The sequence below is a fragment of the Enterocloster sp. genome, assembly GCF_057861365.1.
Genome location: NZ_DBMACH010000008.1, coordinates 135994 through 155387 on the forward strand (window position 1 = coordinate 135994; position 19394 = coordinate 155387).

General features: G+C 46.5%; 18 protein-coding genes and 1 pseudogene. 15 read left to right on the top strand and 4 right to left on the bottom strand.

Annotated features, from left to right (window positions below):
• The 10 genes from ACZM6M_RS10565 to ACZM6M_RS10610 form a co-directional block, all read left to right on the top strand.
• A partial coding sequence (locus ACZM6M_RS10565; RefSeq protein WP_489490363.1) for a hypothetical protein occupies positions 1–351 on the top strand: 351 nt, incomplete at its 5' end.
• Between the two features lie 455 nt (positions 352–806).
• Positions 807–2246: a proline--tRNA ligase gene (gene proS, locus ACZM6M_RS10570; protein ID WP_066544797.1), complete on the top strand. Its 1440-nt coding sequence runs from the start codon at positions 807–809 to the stop codon at positions 2244–2246.
• Entirely contained in the window at positions 2246–3562 is a 1317-nt protein-coding gene (locus ACZM6M_RS10575; protein WP_489490364.1) for a CCA tRNA nucleotidyltransferase, read from the top strand. Before proS ends, ACZM6M_RS10575 begins: the two co-directional genes overlap by 1 nt.
• A gap of 89 nt (positions 3563–3651) precedes the next feature.
• Positions 3652–4020 carry a RidA family protein gene (locus ACZM6M_RS10580; RefSeq protein WP_066544793.1) on the top strand — a complete coding sequence of 123 codons (369 nt, stop codon included), beginning with the start codon at positions 3652–3654 and terminating at the stop codon, positions 4018–4020.
• Positions 4021–4190: 170 nt separating this feature from the next.
• Positions 4191–4748: a methylated-DNA--[protein]-cysteine S-methyltransferase gene (locus ACZM6M_RS10585; protein WP_066545291.1), complete on the top strand. Its 558-nt coding sequence runs from the start codon at positions 4191–4193 to the stop codon at positions 4746–4748.
• Positions 4749–4765: 17 nt separating this feature from the next.
• On the top strand, positions 4766–5596 hold the full coding sequence (locus ACZM6M_RS10590) for a hypothetical protein (RefSeq protein ID WP_489490367.1): 831 nt from the start codon (positions 4766–4768) through the stop codon (positions 5594–5596).
• A 40-nt stretch (positions 5597–5636) separates the two neighbouring features.
• On the top strand, positions 5637–6722 hold the full coding sequence (locus tag ACZM6M_RS10595; protein ID WP_489490369.1) for a DctP family TRAP transporter solute-binding subunit: 1086 nt from the start codon (positions 5637–5639) through the stop codon (positions 6720–6722).
• A complete protein-coding gene (locus tag ACZM6M_RS10600) occupies positions 6703–7458 on the top strand; it encodes a MurR/RpiR family transcriptional regulator (protein WP_066544789.1) in 756 nt (251 codons plus the stop codon). The genes ACZM6M_RS10595 and ACZM6M_RS10600 overlap by 20 nt, the downstream gene beginning before the upstream one ends.
• Positions 7459–7587: 129 nt before the next feature.
• Entirely contained in the window at positions 7588–9171 is a 1584-nt protein-coding gene (locus ACZM6M_RS10605) for a PTS transporter subunit EIIC (RefSeq protein WP_418763593.1), read from the top strand.
• A gap of 24 nt (positions 9172–9195) precedes the next feature.
• Positions 9196–10530, top strand: coding sequence for a 6-phospho-alpha-glucosidase (locus ACZM6M_RS10610; RefSeq protein WP_066544783.1), 1335 nt, complete (start codon positions 9196–9198; stop codon positions 10528–10530).
• Between the two features lie 81 nt (positions 10531–10611).
• Here the strand turns inward: ACZM6M_RS10610 and ACZM6M_RS10615 are convergent, their stop codons facing one another.
• From ACZM6M_RS10615 to ACZM6M_RS10625, 3 genes and pseudogenes are all read right to left on the bottom strand, one after another.
• Positions 10612–11658, bottom strand: a complete 1047-nt coding sequence (locus ACZM6M_RS10615) for an FUSC family protein (protein ID WP_337433351.1) — start codon at positions 11656–11658, stop codon at positions 10612–10614.
• Positions 11659–11854: 196 nt separating this feature from the next.
• Positions 11855–13016 (bottom strand): annotated as a pseudogene (locus ACZM6M_RS10620) (RNA-guided endonuclease InsQ/TnpB family protein).
• The gene (locus tag ACZM6M_RS10625; RefSeq protein WP_418926759.1) at positions 12955–13602 is read right to left on the bottom strand and encodes an IS607 family transposase; all 648 of its coding nucleotides are present in this window, start codon (positions 13600–13602) and stop codon (positions 12955–12957) included. Before ACZM6M_RS10625 ends, ACZM6M_RS10620 begins: the two are co-directional and overlap by 62 nt.
• Positions 13603–13953: 351 nt before the next feature.
• On the opposite strand from ACZM6M_RS10625, the gene ACZM6M_RS10630 reads away from it, so the two are divergent.
• Positions 13954–14730, top strand: coding sequence for a sulfite exporter TauE/SafE family protein (locus tag ACZM6M_RS10630; RefSeq protein ID WP_337434568.1), 777 nt, complete (start codon positions 13954–13956; stop codon positions 14728–14730).
• Positions 14731–14742: 12 nt separating this feature from the next.
• Here ACZM6M_RS10630 and pnuC read toward each other — a convergent pair whose 3' ends face one another.
• Complete coding sequence (pnuC, locus tag ACZM6M_RS10635) at positions 14743–15450, bottom strand: nicotinamide riboside transporter PnuC (protein WP_337434567.1); 708 nt, start codon at positions 15448–15450, stop codon at positions 14743–14745.
• A gap of 298 nt (positions 15451–15748) precedes the next feature.
• On the opposite strand from pnuC, the gene ACZM6M_RS10640 reads away from it, so the two are divergent.
• The 4 genes from ACZM6M_RS10640 to ucpA all read left to right on the top strand — a co-directional run bounded on the left by ACZM6M_RS10640 (position 15749) and on the right by ucpA (position 19339).
• Positions 15749–16081, top strand: a complete 333-nt coding sequence (locus ACZM6M_RS10640; protein ID WP_337434566.1) for a hypothetical protein — start codon at positions 15749–15751, stop codon at positions 16079–16081.
• Between the two features lie 189 nt (positions 16082–16270).
• Positions 16271–16843: an ANTAR domain-containing response regulator gene (locus ACZM6M_RS10645; protein WP_337434565.1), complete on the top strand. Its 573-nt coding sequence runs from the start codon at positions 16271–16273 to the stop codon at positions 16841–16843.
• Between the two features lie 219 nt (positions 16844–17062).
• On the top strand, positions 17063–18469 hold the full coding sequence (locus ACZM6M_RS10650; protein WP_337434564.1) for an APC family permease: 1407 nt from the start codon (positions 17063–17065) through the stop codon (positions 18467–18469).
• Between the two features lie 72 nt (positions 18470–18541).
• Positions 18542–19339 (top strand): SDR family oxidoreductase UcpA, encoded by a 798-nt coding sequence (ucpA, locus tag ACZM6M_RS10655; RefSeq protein ID WP_296036387.1) that lies wholly within the window; start codon positions 18542–18544, stop codon positions 19337–19339.
• Positions 19340–19394: the final 55 nt, after the last annotated feature.

A 19394-nucleotide genomic window follows, 5' to 3' on the forward strand; every position in this document is an offset into this window, starting at 1 on the left:
GTAGATGGAAAGGGAAATGTAAATTCCAGCGAGCTGACGAATGTACCGGAAGGCTATAAGTTAAAGGAAGTAGGAGATTTCTACTATGACGGCGGCGCAGAGCTTCGGGTTCAGATTGTACCGGAGCAGAAACTTGGTGGAATGGTAAATGTAGTGTATGTATGCGAGGAAGAAAACCATGTATGGGCGAACGGAGAGATCTGGGCAGCGGGCCTTGTAGACGGAAAGGGAAATGTAAACTCCAGCGAGCTGACCAATGTACCGGAAGGCTATAAGTTAAAGGAAGTAGGAGATTTCTACTATGATGGTGGTTCTGAGCTTCGTATTCAGATTGTACCATGGTATCGTTAATAATCTGCTTTAAGAAATGTGTTGTAACATAAATGAACAGCGATATGCCGCAGGAGCCGGATTCATCTGGTATCTGCGGCATATTTTTTCAAGCGTCGGGAAAATATCCATGTTGACAAACCACACAATCCGTCGTAGAATTTACAATAACGAAAGACATACTTTCCATGATGCGACATAGATACATGAGAAAGGCTAAGAAGGGGAATAGTAAGCCCGGAGCACGTTGCAGAGAGAGGAACAAAAGGTGGAAGTTCCTTACGAAAGCCCGGACCCAACCGGCCCTGGAGCCCTGTATGATGAATACAGCGCAGATCCGGCGTTAATGGATAAAAGAGAGAGTCATAAAGACTAATCAGGGTGGTACCGCCGAGCTGTTCGGTCCCTTGCAGAGCGCATAGATGCATGGGATTGGATGGCTTTTTTGTTATATAGAAAAGAAAAGGAGAATCATCATGGCAGACAACAAAAAAATGGTAGAAGCCATCACATCCATGGACGTGGATTTCGCCCAGTGGTATACGGATGTGGTAAAGAAAGCAGAACTCTGCGATTATGCAAGCGTAAAGGGCTGTATGGTAATCAAGCCTGCGGGCTATGCAATCTGGGAGAATATCCAGAAGGAGCTGGACCGCAGATTTAAGGAAACAGGCGTGCAGAACGTATATATGCCTGTATTTATTCCGGAAAGCCTTCTTCAGAAGGAGAAGGATCATGTAGAAGGCTTTGCGCCTGAGGTTGCATGGGTGACACACGGTGGATTGGAGCCTCTTCAGGAGCGTATGTGTGTAAGACCTACCTCTGAGACGTTATTCTGTGATTTTTACGCAAAGGACATTCACTCCTACAGAGATCTTCCGAGAGTTTACAACCAGTGGTGCTCTGTTGTCCGTTGGGAGAAGACAACCCGTCCGTTCCTGCGCTCCAGAGAGTTCTTATGGCAGGAGGGCCATACGGCTCATGCCACAGCGGAAGAGGCAGAGGAGAGAACCGTACAGATGTTAAATGTGTACGCTGACTTCTGCGAGCAGGTTCTGGCGATCCCTGTTGTAAAGGGACAGAAAACAGACAAGGAGAAGTTTGCAGGCGCAGAGGCTACCTATACCATCGAGTCTCTGATGCATGACGGAAAGGCACTGCAGTCCGGTACCAGCCATAACTTTGGCGACGGTTTTGCAAAGGCCTTCGGCATCCAGTTTGCAGATAAGGACAATACCTTAAAGCACGTTTACCAGACTTCCTGGGGTATGACAACCCGTATGATCGGCGCTATTATCATGGTACATGGCGATGACAACGGCCTGGTTCTGCCTCCGAGAATTGCTCCAGTACAGATCATGGTTGTACCGATCCAGCAGAAGAAGGAAGGCGTTTTAGACAAGGCGTTTGAGCTGAGAGACCGGCTGGTGAAGTCCGGCTATGCTGTAAAGGTAGATGATACAGACAAGAGCCCCGGCTGGAAGTTTGCAGACTGCGAGATGCGAGGTATTCCTCTGCGTGTGGAGATCGGTCCTAAGGATATGGAGCAGAATCAGGCCGTTCTGGTGCGCAGAGATACCCACGAAAAGACAGTTGTTTGCCTGGACGAGCTGGAGGCAAAGGCCGGTGAACTGCTTGAAACCATTCAGAAGGATATGCTGGAAAAGGCCAGAGCTCACAGAGAGGCTCATACCTATACTGCTACAGAATGGGATGAGTTTGTGGATACCATTAACAATAAGCCAGGTTTTGTAAAGGCTATGTGGTGCGGCTGCCGTGAGTGTGAGGATAAGATTAAGGAAGAGACAGGCGCTACCTCCAGATGTATGCCCTTTGAGCAGGAGAATCTCTCCGACCACTGCGTATGCTGCGGCAAGCCGGCGAAAAAGATGGTTTACTGGGGACGGGCATATTGATGAAAATACAGATTCCCGCTGCTGCACAGGAGATTGTAGAAAAGCTTTGTGAGCATGGATATGAGGCGTATCTGGTAGGCGGCTGCGTACGGGATATGCTTCTGGGACGGGAGCCGGGAGACTGGGATATTACCACCAGTGCAAAACCGGAGGAGGTCAAGGCTGTATTCCGCAGAACCGTGGATACAGGAATCCAGCACGGCACGGTGACTGTAATGATGGGAAAGGAAGGCTACGAGGTTACTACCTTCCGGATTGACGGCGATTATACTGATGGCCGTCATCCGGACAGCGTGACCTTTACGCCGGATCTCATTGAGGACTTAAAGCGCCGGGATTTTACCATCAATGCTATGGCTTATAACCGGGATCGCGGTCTTGTGGATGCCTTTGGAGGCCGGAAGGATCTGGAGGATGGTGTGATCCGCTGTGTGGGAGCGGCAGAGGAGCGCTTTACAGAGGACGCTCTGCGCATTTTAAGAGCCATCCGTTTTTCCGCCCAGCTTGGGTTTGAAATTGAGGAGCATACGGAAAATGCCATAAAAAAAATTGCTCCCAATCTGGTCCATGTAAGCCGGGAGCGGGTTCAGGTGGAGCTTACAAAGCTTCTTATAAGCCCCCTTCCCGGACGCATCCGGCAGGTTTACGAGACAGGGATCAGCCCCTGGGTATCAGAGACCTTTCACCGGATCCCGGAGATTTCCGGCGGCTCCTGCTTTCACATACCGTCCTCTGTTCCGGCGGAAAAATCACTGCGCTGGGCGGTTTTTATGCGGAAATGCGAGCCTAAAGAGGCTGTTTTGGTGCTTAAGGCGCTGAAGCTGGATAATGATACTATTTACAGGGTAAAGACTCTGGTTCAGTGGATTAAAATTTCCCTGTGTGGGGAGCCGACAGAGGACAGTATACAGTCCGATAAAGACGGTGCAGCTATACAGGCTGGATATTTAAAAAAAGAGCTTTCCAAGCATAATGACAGGATAAAAACCGGACTGCGCCGGGCTATGAGTCGGATGGAGCCGGAGCTGTTTGACGATCTCCTTAGGGTAAAGCTGTGTCTGGCTGAGGAGTGTCCGCCTGCGGCGGAGTGCCTGAGAGTACTTTGCAGTCTCAGAGATGAGATCCGCCGGGATGGCGACTGCATAAGCCTTAAAATGCTGGCAGTTACGGGGAATGATCTTATAAAGGCGGGGATGAAGCCCGGAAAAGAGGTTGGAACCCGGCTGCAGCAGTTTCTGGAACTGGTGCTGGAGGATCCGGTGAGGAATACGAAGGAATATCTGCTGTCTCTGTTGTCCTCTGTAAGTGATGCATAAACATAGGATCTGCATTAAGAATAAAACATTGCATAATGTATAAAAGTCGGCTATAATAGGCCTTATTAAGGTATTAGGAGGTTTTCGGAATGAACGTAATTGACACAAAGAACGCACCAGGTGCAATCGGACCTTATTCTCAGGCATTTGAGGTAAATGGGGTAATCTATACTTCCGGACAGATTCCTGTAAATCCGGCAGACGGTACAGTAGCAGACGGCATTGCCGCTCAGGCAGAGCAGAGCTGTAAGAACGTAGGCGCTATCCTGGAGGCAGCAGGCAGCGGCTTCGATAAGGTATTCAAGACCACCTGCTTTTTAGCAGATATGGGCGACTTTGCAGCATTTAATGAAGTATATGCAAAGTATTTTACCTCCAAGCCGGCAAGAAGCTGCGTAGCAGTAAAGACTCTTCCAAAGGGAGTTTTATGTGAGATCGAGGCAATCGCAGTAAAGTAATCTGCCTGCAGGTGATAAGAAGGGAAGGGAGCCGCAGGGCTCCTTTTTCTTTGCCTGAAGGCGAACCGGACTCTGGGCCGGGATTGATCGGACAGATGGCGGGAGCGGCACGAAAAACGGTATGATCTGGGAGAGCAGGAGAATTTGAGCGGATGGATGACAAAGGAAGAATCATTTATCAGACAGTGTATGAGTCCCCTGTAGGTGCTTTGACTCTTACAGCTTCAGAGGATGCTTTGACGGCGCTTTCCTTTCCACAAGAGCGGTATCCCGAAGATGTAGAGCGGCTGACGAAAGAGCGTGAGGTATGTATTCCTGCTGCGGACAAAATCCCCCGGATTCTGAGAGAAACAAGGGAATGGCTGGATATTTACTTTTCAGGAAAAAGGCCGGACTTTACCCCGGCTCTGGCGCCGCAGGGAAGTGATTTCAGAAAGGTGGTCTGGGAGGAACTGTTAAAAATCCCCTATGGCTGTACAATAACTTATGGCCAGATTGCAAAGCAGGTGGCAGACCGAAAAGGCATTTTGCGGATGTCTGCCCAGGCAGTGGGAGGAGCGGTAGGACATAATCCCATAGGCATCATCATTCCCTGTCACCGGGTTGTAGGAACGGGAGGAAATCTAACCGGATTTGGAGGCGGGATTCGGACAAAGGAAGCACTGCTTAAACTGGAGGGCATGGATATGGGCCGGTTTTATATTCCGAAGAAGGGAACAGCACTGTAAAAAGGAGCCAGAAACAAATGAGAAAAAAACAGGTGGTTCTGATGAATTTCAGCGGGATCTACGAAACAGAGAGCTTTTATGAAACGGTTCCGCAGGAAAACAGAATATGGCTGGACTGCAGAACAATTCCCGGCACCAACTGCTACTGTGACGAAGAGGGGGAAAGGGAGCTGAAGGAAAGGATGGAGCCTCTTGGAGCGGATGGGATCCATTTTCTGGATTCCGGCAATTATCATTATGTCACAAAGCTGTGGCTGGATCAGGTGAAGGAACCCTTCGATCTTCTGGTACTGGATCATCACACAGATCTGCAGCAGCCCATGTTTGGAGATATTCTCTCCTGCGGGGGATGGATTCGGGCCTCTTTGGAGGAGAATCCTTATCTGAACCGGGTTTTTCTGGCAGGCCCACCCTGTGAGGCAGTGAAAGAAGCGGAAAATGAGCTTCCGGAAGAACTGTGGAAAAAGGTGGTATGGATTCCGGAGGAGGCACTTAAGGAGAAGTGGGGAGCCGGAGCTTTAAAATATGCCAGATGCTTTGGGGATTCTGGATGCGCCGGAGATATCCGGCGATTGGAGGATTCTGAGGATTCTGTGTATCTCTCCATTGATAAGGATGTCCTTTCGCCCGATTTTGCCCGCACCAACTGGGATCAGGGACAGGCAGGCATAGCGGAAACGGCGGATTTTATCAGGACTTTTCTTAAAGGACGTACACTGATCGGAGCAGATATATGCGGTGAAAACCCGGAAGGCGCAGAGGGGCCGGAGGCAGAGGAGGAGCGGCGGATCAATGATACTGCCAATGGGCTGCTTTTAGAGACGGTTCTTGGCTGCTTTGATGAATAAATGATGGCTGCTGCGATAAGATAAACAAAAGGAAAAAATCATGGTGAATAGAAAAAAACGGCTGTTTTTTCTGACTGCTGCCGCTGTACTTTGTTTGATAGCGGCATCCTGCGGTTCTGCTTCCGATGGCTTTGACGGTCGGATGGCAGAGCCTTCGATAACGCTTCTTTTAAAGAATAATCTTCCAGATGAAAGCATTACAACAAAAGCGGTGGAATGGTTTTCGGAGCAGGTAGAGGAGCGGACGGAGGGACGGGTAAAAATAGAAGTATTGAATAATGCGGATATGGGGGACGGGCGCGCCTGTTTAGAGCAGCTTCAGTACGGAGGAACAGATATCGTAAAGGCAGATGTTTCGGCTCTGGGAAATTTTGTTGAGGAATTTAATGTACTGGGAATGCCGTATATTTATGAGGATCCGGAACATTTCTGGGCGGTTCATAATGGCCCGATCGGTGAAGAACTGCTTAAAGGAGCGCAGATGGCAGAGCTTGGGATGTACGGATTGACCTACTATGACGGAGGAAGCCGCTGCTTTTACAGTTCCAGGGGGGAAATACACAGTCCTGGAGATCTTGAGGGACTTGACGTACGGGTTCAGCAGTCGGAAACAGCGCTTTCTATGGCAAGAGCACTGGGGGCAAGGCCGGTAACTGCGGATTATTCCGAACTGTACCGTACGCTGCAGTCAAAGGAGGCAGACGCGGCGGAAAATTCCATTGTAAATTATTATGCTCAGGCATTTTATGAGGTGGCGCCTTATTTTACAGAGGACAATCACACACGGTCTGCAGATGTGCTTGTGATGAGCCTGGAAAGCCGGAAAAAGCTGTCCGAAGGAGATTTGCTGATTCTGGATAAGACGGCGGAGGAATCCTGCGAATATCAGAGGAAGCTGTGGGCTGAGGAAGAGGCGGCTGTGAGAGAAGCGCTTTTACAGAAAAATGCTGTGATCACTCAGCTGACAGACAGTGAATATGAAGCATTCCGTCAGGTTTGTGAGCAGATCTGGTACAGCTACCGGGATGGCAGGTATATTGACCTGATCGACCGGATCGTGGCAGTTGGATATCTGCAGAAGCTGCCCGAGCAGGGAGGAGAAATTTATGAATCTGGATCTGAATAAGCTGACCTGCGGTGTGTCTTTGACGGATACAGAGCAGGCGGTGCTGGAATATCTGCTGCTTCATCTTGATGAGGCTTTGAAGCTGGGGGTCCGGGGAGTTGCAAAGGCTAATTTTACTTCTACTTCTACGGTGATGCGTCTTTCCAGAAAGCTGGGCTATAACGGTTTTATTGAGATGTATTATAAGCTTTTGGGGGCTGTGGGAGAAGGAAGCCAGAGCTATGAGCTGAACGAGGGCTTTATCAGCCATTTTGCAGGAGAGGGAGCTGTTTCCATGGAAAATTACCGCAGCCTCCGTCTGGCTGCAGAAAAGATCTACCAGACAGATCAGGTGGTTTTTATCTATGGCATGGGATTTTCATCCATGATGGCAGAATATCTGGCAAAAAAGCTGCTGGTATTGGGAATCAAGTGCATTTTTTCTGATGGGGCTGATTCCATTGGAGTCTTTGAGAATAATCTGGAGGATATCGGCGTTTTTATCGTTTTTTCCAGATCGGGCCGTTCTCCCTATGTGCTCAACCGTGTGAAAATGGCAGAGGAGAACACAGTGTTTACCGTGGGCTTTACCAATGACGGGGCAAGCCCCTTAAAGGAGCACTGCGGCTGTATTATAGAGGTGCCGGATGACAATCCTTTAGATGACAGAAACATGAAGCCGACCCTGTTTTTTTCTAAGATAATGACCATGATCGAGCTTTTGGTTTATGAATATTACCAGGTTTCTCTGGGATAAGAAAACGTGTTACACATCCGGGTAACACGTTTTCTTTTGTCTGAAATCTATGTACTTTTGCCCGTTGTCTGCGTATAATCCAATCATCGACCACGCGGGGTTAAAGTTAGAAAAACGGAGAGGTATGAAATGAAAGAAAAAGTTATGAGCATAATGCAGGCATTTTCCAAAGCTATGTTCATGCCGGTGCTGATCCTTCCGATCGCCGGTCTTCTCATTGCAGTGGGAAATGTATTTACAAACGCAAGACTGATCGAGATCCTTCCATTCCTGGATAATCCGGTAACAAAGGGCTTCGGAACCATCTTATCCGGCGCTCTGGTGGCTATTTTAAATAACCTGGGACTGATCTTCTGTGCAGGAATCGCAGTTGGACTGGCAAAGAAGAAAAAGGCGGAAGCCGGATTTACTGCCATGCTGGCATTTCTGGTATTTATCAATGCCATGAACAAATTTATGGATCTTCGCGGTATTTTAGCTGATCCGGCAGCCTTAAGAGGAACCGGACAGGCGATGGTTCTGGGAATCCAGATTCTGGATATGGGCGTATTCCTGGGAATGATCCTGGGCTGCGTGACCGCGTATGTACACAACCGTTTTATTGATACAGAATTTAACAATGCGTTCCAGATTTACGGCGGAACACGTTTCGTATTTATCGTTCTGATTCCTGTGGTTATCCTGTTGGCAGTAGTGCTGACTTATGTATGGCCGGTGGTTCAGTCCGGTATTGACCAGCTGGGATATTTCATCAATCAGGCCGGAAACTTCGGAATCTTCCTTTATGGAGCATTAGAGCGTCTGCTGATCCCCACAGGACTTCACCATCTGGTATACACTCCGTTCCTGTACACCAATCTTGGCGGTACTGTTGAGGTGGCAGGACAGGTATTTGAGGGCTGCCGCAACATTTACTATGCAGAAATGGCAGATCCGAACGTAGCGATGTTATCCGCTTCTGTTGTATGGGATGCAAGAGGACTTTCCAAGATGTTCGGTCTGGTGGGCGCATGTCTGGCTATGTACCATACTGCAAGACCGGAGAACCGTACAAAGATCAAGGCAATCCTGATCCCGGCGGCATTTACCTCCTTTATCGCAGGCGTAACAGAGCCCATCGAGTTCTCTTTCCTGTTTACAGCGCCTATCCTGTTTGTAGCGCACGCTGTATTAAGCGGTTTGGGTATGGTTGTATTTAACCTGCTGAACTGCCGTGCCATCGGACCGAATGGTTTTATTGACTTTATCCTTTACAACCTGCCGTTGGGGATTGAAAAGACAGCATGGCCGACGTACCTGCTGATCGGTGTAGGCGAATTTGTAGTTTACTACCTGCTGTTCCGTTTTATGATCGCCAAGTTCAACTTAAAAACTCTGGGACGTGAGTCTGAGGGCATGGAAATGAAGCTTCATACCAAGGCTGAGTACAAGGAGAAGCAGGAAGGCAAAAAGAACGCAAAGGGCGAAGAAATCAACGCAGCTCTGATCGTGGAAGCCCTGGGCGGAGCAGGCAATATCGTAAAGGTAGACAACTGCTTTACCCGTCTGCGTCTGATTGTAAAGGATAATACTCTGGTACAGGATGATGTTTTAAAGCAGAAGACAGGAGCTGCCGGAGTGATGAAAAAGGGAGAAAACGTACAGGTAATTTACGGTCTCCACATTAACCAGGTGAGACAGGCAGTGGATAGGGAACTGGGCCTGGATCAGTAAAGTTTAGAAAGGGAGTATGCAGATATGGCAAAGAAAGCATTTGATGTAGTAATCGCAGGCGGCGGAAGCACCTATACACCGGGAATCGTGAAAATGATGCTGGAGCACCAGGAGGATTTTCCGTTAAATTCCGTTACCCTTTACGACAATGACGGGGAGCGTCAGGCTGTCATCGGGGAAGCGCTGGAGATACTGATGAAGGAGGAAGCACCCCACATTCATTTCTCCTACACCACAGATCCTGCGGAAGCATTTACAGGAAAGGATTTCTGTATGGCACATATCCGTGTGGGAAAATACGCCATGCGCCAGTTAGATGAGAGAATCCCCTTAAAGTATGGTGTGGTTGGTCAGGAAACCTGCGGACCGGGCGGTATTGCCTACGGTATGAGAAGCATCACCGGTATGCTGGAGATCATTGACTATATGGTAAAATATTCTCCTGAGTGCTGGATGTTAAACTACTCCAATCCGGCTGCTATCGTGGCAGAGGCCTGCCGGGTACTGCGTCCCGATGCAAGAGTCATCAATATCTGCGATATGCCCGTAGGAACCAGAAGAAGAATGGCCTACATTGTGGGAAAAGAGTATGATGATCTGGATGTGCGCTATTTCGGCCTGAACCATTTCGGCTGGTGGACCAGCGTAAAGGATAAGACCACAGGCGAGGATTATATGCCAAAGCTCTTAGAGTATGTGTCTGAAAACGGTTACCTTACTCAGAAGGCCATTGAGACTCAGCACATGGATGAGAGCTGGCAGGCAACCCACAGAAAGGCAAAGGACCTTCTGGCACTGGATCCCCAGTTTTTACCAAATACTTATCTGAAATATTATCTTTATCCCGACTATGTGGTAGAACATTCCGACCCAAACCACACTCGCGCCGACGAGGTGATCGAAGGCCGTGAGAAAGAGGTATTCGGCGCAGCCAGAGAGATCATCCGCAAGGGTACGGCCACCGGCGGCGAGTTTACCGTGGACAATCACGCTTCCTTTATCGTGTCTCTGGCAAAGGCTATCGCCTACAACACCCATGAGATCATGCTGTGCATCGTGGAGAACAAGGGCGCGATCAGCAACTTTGACTCCGACGCCATGGTAGAGGTTCCCTGTGTAGTAGGAAGTAACGGTCCTGAGGCTATGTGCCAGGGCGAGATCCCCACCTTTGAGCGCGGGATGATGCAGGAGCAGCTGGCAGTTGAGAAGCTTGTGGTAGAGGCTTATGTAGAGAAGAGCTACTTAAAGCTGTGGCAGGCTCTTACTCTGTCCAAGACCGTGCCAAGCGCCGGTGTGGCAAAGCAGATCCTGGATGAGCTTATTGTGGCAAATAAGGAGTATTGGCCGGAGCTTAAGTAATATTTTAAAATGAAAAACAGCTCAGGGTGTGCTGCCTGAAAATGGCGGCGGCCCTTGGGCTGTTTTTTGATTTTCCATATTCTATTCCCTGCAGAAAAGCCGGTCGGAAGCCCTGTCAATGAGACTGCCCATCAGAGCTGTATAGAAGGCAGCGCCTGCATTGGTTGCAATGCGCAGGATCACAGCGCCGGCCGCACCGAAAAGTCCGGAGGCAATGGAGAGGGCGCCGAAGGTATTAAATACCGTCTGCCAGGGGTATCCGGCAGAGTATCCCACTCCGATGCCGCCTAAAAGTCCGATCATGGGATGGAGTTCTTTAGGCAGAACGGCATAGATTACAAGAAAGATCATGCATCCCAGGATGTTGTAGATCCAGCGTATGTGAGCCCGTTTTACAAGATCCTTCTGGAAGGGAAGGCACACGGACATACAGGCAATTCCGGCCCACATGGCCCGTGGGATACCGAGAAGGGATGCAATTAAAAGTACCGTAGATACACATAAGGTCAGTTTGATATACCACCGATTTCTCAGGGAGCGGGGATCAAATTCGTGGAACAGATCCTTAAATTCTCTTTTGTGAAGCCGGTGTTTCTGATTTTTATAAAATACTGCCATACATAAAAGCATACCTACAAAAAGCCCGGCCGTACGCATCATCCAGGAATAGCCGCTTACATCATAGCCCTGAAGAATCAGATAGGACAGCACAAAGGTAGAATGGTTGGACATGATTACATTGTGGCAGCCTAAAAGCATCAAAAGCAGGATGCAGATCAGATTGATAAAAAAGGCGGCAAAGGGAGATACCATATTGGACAGTCTGGGGCCGGTCATGAGAATGCCGAAGATGCCGGCAATACATAAAAGCCCGTGAGAGGTATGGATTCCAAAATCGGCCTGGCGCAGCACTAAAAGAGCCAGCAGCACAACTACTCCGGCGATACTGTTTTCATTTCCAAATATCATACTGAACAGCGTGACGGCGGCAAAGCAGAAGGCGACAACCAGATAGACCTTGAAGTTGTAGATAAGAATGTGGCGCATACGTTCCTTTTTGTCCCGGGTGATCCGGATCAGGGCTTTGGAACCAGCGGAATTTAATTGCAGTTCCTGATAAAATGTCATTTGTAAAAACCTGCCACTCAAAATGTGTTCAACTATACTCAAACACATCGAGAAATTAAAGTCCTCACGGATACTTTTTACTGCTTCATTGTGTATGCGTTGGCAGTTGCTGGCAACTTGCTACTAACAGGTTCTTGTACACTCCACAGTCGTCAATTCCCGAAATAGCCTTCGGTACATACTTACACTTGCCTGATCATGCAATTTTGTAAGTTACTGCATCTTTTAAATTAAGACTCGCATTAAGATCTCTATCCTCTACATAACTACAACTGCATTTGTAGATCCTGTCTGAAAGTTTTAAGTCCTTTTTTATAGAACCTCAACAATGACATATTTTAGAAGATGGATAAAACCTGTCTGCAATTCTTAATTCAATGCCATTATCATCACACTTCACTTTCAACTTTGTCCTAAACTCATAGAATTTCTGTGATGCAACTGCTTTTGAAAGATGCCGGTTCTTCATCATTCCTGATACATTCAGATCCTCAATCGTTATATAAGACGGCTTGGTTTTCACTATCTCAGCGATGGCCTTATTGATATGATCAGTTCGGATATTGTCTATCCGATGATGAAGTTTCTGTACCTTAAGCTTTTGCTTTTGTATATTTGCTTTTTGAGTGGACTCTCCTTTCTTTAAATTTTCATACTTACGGGAGAGACATCTCTGCTCCCGGATCAGTTGTTTTTCAAGTTTTTTCAGTCTTGCTCATTTATTAATGTTCTTATATTTCTTACCATTTGAGAGAATGGCAAAATCTTTTAATCCAAGGTCTATGCCAATCCCTTCGCTGTAGATATCGGTTGTTTTGTTATCCGGTATTTCTATCAGAACTGAAACATAAAACCTGTCCGCTTTCATGGAGACCGAACCGCTTTTTATGACATATCCATCTTTTGTAGCAGGGATATATCCCTTTTCTTTGATTCTGACCCACCCAAGGGATGGGATATTGATCCGATGTCTTTCGCAGCGGCAATCCTTTGGATTATTCTTCACGAAGTACATTTTTACATCCGACTTACCCTTTTTTGAATTTAGGAAAGCCGCTTTGATGTTTGAAAAATCTTGTAAATGCGGTCTGTCCATGATTTACAGACTGGGTTACTGCTTTTGAATATGCCTCCTTGATCCATGCATATTCCGGGTGATCCGGCAGATATTCATTATTAAGCCAGACTCTAAATTGATGACTGCTCATAAACTTTTTACCATTTTCATGAAGTTCTTTATTGTGAGCAAGATAGAAATTATAGATAAATCTACACGTTCCTATCTTCTTACGGATCTTAACCTTCTGTTCCTCTGTTGGATTTATTTCCGTCTTGAAGTTCTTTAGCAATCTCCTCATCTCCTTCTATTTGTTTTTTATACTTACGAAGTCCGTACAACCTGCAGGAGAATACATGAAGGATGGAAACAATATCCTGTACAAGTTCTTCCCGTGGTGATAGCTCTTCATTGTTTACTACTACTATGGTCGTGTTGAACTTCATACAGAATTTTTCGAACCAATCATAGCCAAATCTGACAAATCTATCTTTATGCGTGACTATAATCGTCCTGATTTTTTGTTCCATCACTTCATCCAATAATTGATTCCACTTTTTACGGTTGTAATTAAGACCACTTCCATACTCTTCAATGCATTGGTCTACGATCATTCCCCTGGCGTTACAAAACTGACGTAAAAACGCTGCCTGGTTTTGTAGATTATCCGTTTGGTTTCTTGTAGATACTCTGGCATAAATAACAGTCTGACGATCATCATTTTCGGTATGAATGCCTTTAAATTGAAGATATTGGTCATAAGTGTAATAACGTCTATCAGTTGGAGTACGGTTTGCTTTCAGAATCCCCTCTCTATCCCAACGCTGCAGCGTTTTAACAGAGACACCTAATAATCCAGCAAAATCTTTTGGTTTGTAATTAGTGATATTAGAAGTGTTCATAAATAATCCTCCTCGAGTATATTCAAACACTTTTAAGCACTAATATCAATGATTTTGATTACTTGATATTTCCTCTTTTTAGCCTGAAAATGGGCAGTAAAGAGAATTATAACTGTTTTCGGGAAGGGAAACAAGAGGAAAATTGACTTTGAGTTTCCGCACTTTACACCGCACTCTGGCGTCTGGTGTTCAGGACTCCGGTTTCCGGCCATAAGAAAACCTAAGGGGCTGAAATTTTTCTAAAAGCAAAAGCCATATTAAAAACTCGCTGCGCTCAGGCAGGTTTGATATGGCTTTTAACGAAAAATTTAATCCTCTAAGGTTTTCTGTTTCTGGTTGACAGTTATATTATCCAATTTCGGAGTCGGCGGTCTGGTAGGGCTTACCGGAGTGGCGGGATTTCTCCTTCCGATCGTGTATACAGGCCTTCTGCAGATGAGCGTCACCCAGGGACTTGCACTGAGCTTTGCGGCCTTTATCCTGTCGGGCGCGCTGGGATCTTTCAATTATAAAAAAGCTGGAAATCTGGACGTGTCCTTTGGTCTGCGCTTAAGTGCAGGAAGTATGGCAGGTGCGGTTCTGGGCGTAAAGCTGAATTTGATTATCCCGGAAGAGCAGGTCAAGATACTTCTGTATGTGGTGGTGCTGTTGTCCGGTATTTCCATTCTGCTGAGAAAGGACGGAAAAGCTGCTGAGACGGAGAAAAAGGCGGCTGCCGGGGCCGCCGGGGCAAAGGAGAAGGGCTTTCGACTGGAGAAGCATCTTGTCCCCACCCTGCTTCTGGGGTTTGTTACGGGTTTGATCTGTGCTTTGTCCGGAGCAGGCGGCCCAATATTGGTGATGCCGCTTTTAGTAGTATTCGGCACCGGCGTTCGTGTGGCAGTAGGAATTGCCCTGTTTAACTCCATTTTTATCGGGATTCCGGCCTGTATCGGCTACATGAGCCAGTGCGATGTCCCGGCGCTCCTGCCTGTGTTGGCTGCCGCTCTGGCAAGCCATGGCGTTGGCGTGTATCTGGGGAGCAAAAACGCAGTGCGCATAAATCAGGGCGTTTTAAAACGGGGGATCGCAGTATTTTCTATATTGATTGCAGTCTGGAAGCTGTTCCTTTAGGGGGACAGCTTTTTAGCTGCCTGCAGCCACCGCAGCCTGTCGCTGTCCCATCCTGCGCCAGTTTAAAAAGCCGTAAATATCATTTACAAAAAAGGCGGCAAAGCATACGGTTACAGACAGGCAGCTGATATCTTCCATTGAGGCCATAGTCCACAGTATGATCAGGATCAGGTCATTGGCGGCGTATCCTGCCGCATAGTAGGGACTGCGCTTAAAGGTTAGATATACAGCCAGGAAGCTGGTAGTTACAGAAATCGTGCTGGGGATTAAATTGGCAGTGTTAAAGGCCTTTAAAATAAAGTAAAACAGGATGGTCACGACTGCAGTCAAAACGGACATAAGCACAATATCATGCCGTTTGATATGGTAGATTTCGACTTCCGAACGATTTCCATTAAATGGATTTTTCAGCCATGTGATCAGAGAGAACACAGCCATAGGCATGGTCATTCCCAGATATGTGATCATTTCTCCATAATAAGAAACGTTCAGGGAAATCATTCCGTAAAGCAGGCTGAACAGCACCATCAAAAGCTGTCCCATGGGATTTCCCTTGGCACAGAAGATGAGAGAAGTCACTCCGATCAATGAGGTCCAAAGGGTCATATAACTGGTCCGGTCAAAGAGACAGAAAGCAATCAGAATCAAAACGACTGAGGTACTCCAGAGAATCAGCTCTGTTTTTGAAAAGTAGTTTTTGAGTGTGGTAAATGATTTCATGATGTCCTCCTTATCTGCCGGTGATATATAAAAAGCATTCATATACACATCTTCAAAGACCTATCGATGCGTATGTGAATGCTTTCAACATTCCTACCCGGTGGCAGATAATTTTTGATCTTATGCACAGCAGTTTGCTGTCTGAAACGTATGGGGCGCTCCTGCGGCGTCCGCTTCGTGATACAGTATACGGGCACTTTTGAGAAAAATCAAGAAAAATTTTTAAAACCCTGAAACTAATCTGAAATTTGCAAAACAAAAGAAAATTGTAAAATAAACTGGGAAGGAGAATTGAAATATGAGGAAGAGATGGAATGTATTATTGATCGCAGGAGCTGTAATGGCACTGGCTGTTGGATGCGGAGCAAAGGAAGAAACAAAAAGCGTACAGGAGACAAGCGCTGTATCAGAAACAGCCAGGACGGAAGGAACGACAGCACATACAGAAGAAACGGAAAAAGCTCCTGAAGCTGAGAAAAAGGAATCTGAAGTACAGGCTTCTCACGCGGCAGATGAGACGGCACGCTCCCCAAGTATGGCTGGTTTTGTCCTTACTGGAGAAAACGGCGGGCCCAATATTGTATTTGGGATGAGAGACGGGAAACTGGCGGTGTTGGGGATTAACTATTAAAGATGAACGGATCCAGAGGCGTTTGATTCATCTGAACCAGGCTGTTGCAGGCTTTATGCAGTGATACCGGCTGCCTTAAGTTGCAATTTTATTCCCCCCATGATACAATGATTTCACATAGTGAAAATTGTTAATAAATAGACAAAAATTTCCAGTTTTAAGTTTGGAGTATTGGATGAAGGGGGAATTATGTATCGGGTTGTGGTTGCAGATGATGATGGTAAAGCCTGTAAAAAGGCAGTGGAATTTCTTCAGAATAATGGGTATCAGGTTGTGGGAGAAGCAGCAGACGGGCTGGAAGCAGTTATGGTATGCCGAAGGGAACGTCCGGATTTTGTGATTATGGATTTGAGTATGCCTGTTATGACCGGGCTTGAGGCAATTCGGGTGATCCACAGGGAGAAGCTGGCAGGTTTTATCATTGTGCTTACTTCCTGCCGCAATAAAGCGCTGCTGCATCAGGCAGCCCAGGAGGATATTATGGGATATCTTGTGAAGCCGGTAGAGGAATCAGCGCTTTTGGGAGCGGTGGAGGTAGCTCTTTGTCAGGAAGATCATATTATGAAGGCAGAAAGGGAATGTGAGAAAACAAAAAAAGCGCTGGAGGACAGAAAATACATTGAAAAGGCGAAGGGGCTTTTAATGGAGCACAGGAAGCTTTCTGAAAATGAGGCATATTCCTATATTCGCCGTCAGGCTATGGATAAGGAGCAGACCATGGCAGAAATTGCCCGGATTTTGTTAATGGCGTATAACATGTAGGATAAAAATTGTTAATTACTTGACAAACTTTGAGCAAAGTGGTATGATTGAAAACAATTAAAGCGATATCTCTTTAAAAAACATAACTGATATACAACGGCGCATATCAGCGAACAGCGACATCGAAGTCCAGATTTTCTCTTTTAAGTATAGGGGGGATTTTGGGCTTTTTTGTATGCTGAAAAATTGCAAAGTAAAAGTAAAGGGGTTGTGTTTTACATGGAGGACAAACAAAATAAAAGCAATGGTTTGAATAAGAGTCTGAAATTGATTTTTGTTTATACGGTTGCGACAGGATCTATTTTCACATTTGTAAACTATTGGGATTCTGTATTTTATGGTTATTGCGGCAGCGGTACGTTTCTGGCATTCGCCCTGATGACAGTGGCGATCCTTCCGGTAGCTCTGGTATACAGTGAGCTGGCATCCTTGTTCCATACCTCAGGAGGCGAGCTGATCTACAATACCGTAGGGATCAATAAGCACGTTGGTTTCCTGGCTTCCTGGCTTATTATGGCAGCGTGGATTTCCGTTCCTCCGGCAGTGGTTATGGCAATTATGACCTGGGTAAACAAAACGCTGGGTTTAAACCTTGGTACTTGGCCCATGGTGGGATGTGCAGCTGTACTCTTGGTTCTGTATTTTTTAATGAGTATCCAGAATGTGCAGTTTCTGGTAAAGGCTCAGGCAGGTATGCTGTTTTGTAATATCACAGTAACCATTCTGACTGGATTTATTCTTCTGTTTTCCGGTCATTGGCATCTGGAAAACTTTGGAAATATTTTCACTACAACGTTGGAGTCTGTGAACGGTATACCGGGCTGGATCATTGGAATGGCTCTTTTGATCACTCCGTATTTTGGATTTGAAACCGTTCCTCAGATGGTAGAAGAAGGAGATTTCCCTATTAAAAATTCTAAAAAAGCAATCTGCGGTTCCATTCTCACCTGCGGCTGTATTTATGTATTTTATTATTTCTGTGTAGCAGGTCTGGATGGTCTGAAGGACATTCATGCCAATTTCGCACAGGACGGTTTCCTGACCATTGCGACCATGCAGAATGTATTGGGATGGACCTTCTGGCCGATTATTGTAGGTATTCTTTCCTGCCTTCTGGGTATGGGAGCATCTTTGCTGGGATTCTGGATGTCTACCGTACGTATGCTGTATTCCATGGCAAATAAGAATTTCCTTCCAAAAGTATTTGCCAAGGTAAATAAAAATCAGCAGCCGATGCTTCCTAACATTTTTCTGCTGGTATTATCTTTGATCTTTATTGTACTTCAGAACTCTTCCGATTTTATGAGTGCATTTTTCAATCTGATGAGTTTTGGCTGCGCCTGTGCGTATGCTTTAACAATGATTTCAGCTGTGTGCATTCATCACAAGCATCCTGAGTGGAAGAGTGCGAATACCGTTAAGGGCGGTGATGCATTTCGTGTGTTTGCGATGCTCATTGCAGTTGCGATTGCATTTTTCTGTACATTGGGCCAGGGAATTGATTCCTGGATCTGCTTTGGAGTATATTTGGGCATCGGTGTAGTGATCTGGCTGTGGATGCTTCTGGTAAACTGGAAGAAACATCCGGTTGAGATTGAAACACCGGATGGAGTACAGCAATTTTAAGTTTGTAAAACAGTTAATCCGGACGAAACGAAACGTCTGAAAATAAATGAATGAAGTAAAGGAGAAGATAAAATGGCTAAACTGGATGGAAAAGTTGCACTGATTACCGGAGCTGCTGCCGGACTTGGAGAAGGAATTTCTACTGCGTATGCAAAATACGGAGCAAAGCTGATCATGGTAGATCTCTCTCCTGCTGTAGAAGAAACAGCTGAAAAACTGCGCAAGGAATACAATTCAGAGATTATCACCGTAGTTGCCAATGTAGCGGACCGCGCACAGATGGATGCAGCTGCGGCAAAGGGCATTGAGGCTTTTGGAGAGATCAATGTAGCCTGCTGCAACGCAGGTGTATGCCGTCTGGCTCCTTTTGAGGAGATGGATGATGCTACCAGAGATTTCCATATCGATGTAAATATCAAAGGTGTATGGAACACCTGTAAGGCAGTAATCCCATATATGTTAAAGCAGGGCGGAGGCAATATTGTGATCGCTTCCTCTGTAACCGGAGATATTGTAGCAGACGCAGGTGAGGCAGCGTATGCTATGACAAAGGCTGCTCTGGTTGGCCTGACAAAATGTCTGGCTGTTGAGTATGCAAACCGCAACATCCGTGTAAACTGCTCACAGTTGGGCTATGCGCGTACACCTATGGTTGAAAAGATGGCTCTGGAATCTAATCCTGAAAATCCGGAGGCAGCAATCGCAGATATCGCAGTCGGCGTTCCCATGAAGCGCCTCGCAAAACCAATCGAGGTAGGAGAGCTCTTTGCATTCCTGGGAAGCGACGAATCCAGCTATCTGACAGGTTCTCAGATTGTTATTGATGGCGGAAGCACATTGCCTGAGACAATGTCGATTGGAACCAACTAAGCTTTGAAATTAGAATAATTGATATAAAAACCGGCAGATTGTGAGGGTCTGCCGG

Coding starts and splice junctions, on each gene's coding strand:
- ACZM6M_RS10575 (WP_489490364.1), top strand. CDS start 2,246: ATGAAAATACAGATTCCCGCTGCTGCACAGGAGATTGTAGAAAAGCTT.
- pnuC (WP_337434567.1), bottom strand. CDS start 15,450: ATGAAATCATTTACCACACTCAAAAACTACTTTTCAAAAACAGAGCTG.
- ACZM6M_RS10645 (WP_337434565.1), top strand. CDS start 16,271: ATGTATCGGGTTGTGGTTGCAGATGATGATGGTAAAGCCTGTAAAAAG.
- ACZM6M_RS10600 (WP_066544789.1), top strand. CDS start 6,703: ATGAATCTGGATCTGAATAAGCTGACCTGCGGTGTGTCTTTGACGGAT.
- ACZM6M_RS10640 (WP_337434566.1), top strand. CDS start 15,749: ATGAGGAAGAGATGGAATGTATTATTGATCGCAGGAGCTGTAATGGCA.
- ucpA (WP_296036387.1), top strand. CDS start 18,542: ATGGCTAAACTGGATGGAAAAGTTGCACTGATTACCGGAGCTGCTGCC.
- ACZM6M_RS10650 (WP_337434564.1), top strand. CDS start 17,063: ATGGAGGACAAACAAAATAAAAGCAATGGTTTGAATAAGAGTCTGAAA.
- ACZM6M_RS10595 (WP_489490369.1), top strand. CDS start 5,637: ATGGTGAATAGAAAAAAACGGCTGTTTTTTCTGACTGCTGCCGCTGTA.
- ACZM6M_RS10590 (WP_489490367.1), top strand. CDS start 4,766: ATGAGAAAAAAACAGGTGGTTCTGATGAATTTCAGCGGGATCTACGAA.
- proS (WP_066544797.1), top strand. CDS start 807: ATGGCAGACAACAAAAAAATGGTAGAAGCCATCACATCCATGGACGTG.
- ACZM6M_RS10615 (WP_337433351.1), bottom strand. CDS start 11,658: ATGACATTTTATCAGGAACTGCAATTAAATTCCGCTGGTTCCAAAGCC.
- ACZM6M_RS10605 (WP_418763593.1), top strand. CDS start 7,588: ATGAAAGAAAAAGTTATGAGCATAATGCAGGCATTTTCCAAAGCTATG.
- ACZM6M_RS10610 (WP_066544783.1), top strand. CDS start 9,196: ATGGCAAAGAAAGCATTTGATGTAGTAATCGCAGGCGGCGGAAGCACC.
- ACZM6M_RS10580 (WP_066544793.1), top strand. CDS start 3,652: ATGAACGTAATTGACACAAAGAACGCACCAGGTGCAATCGGACCTTAT.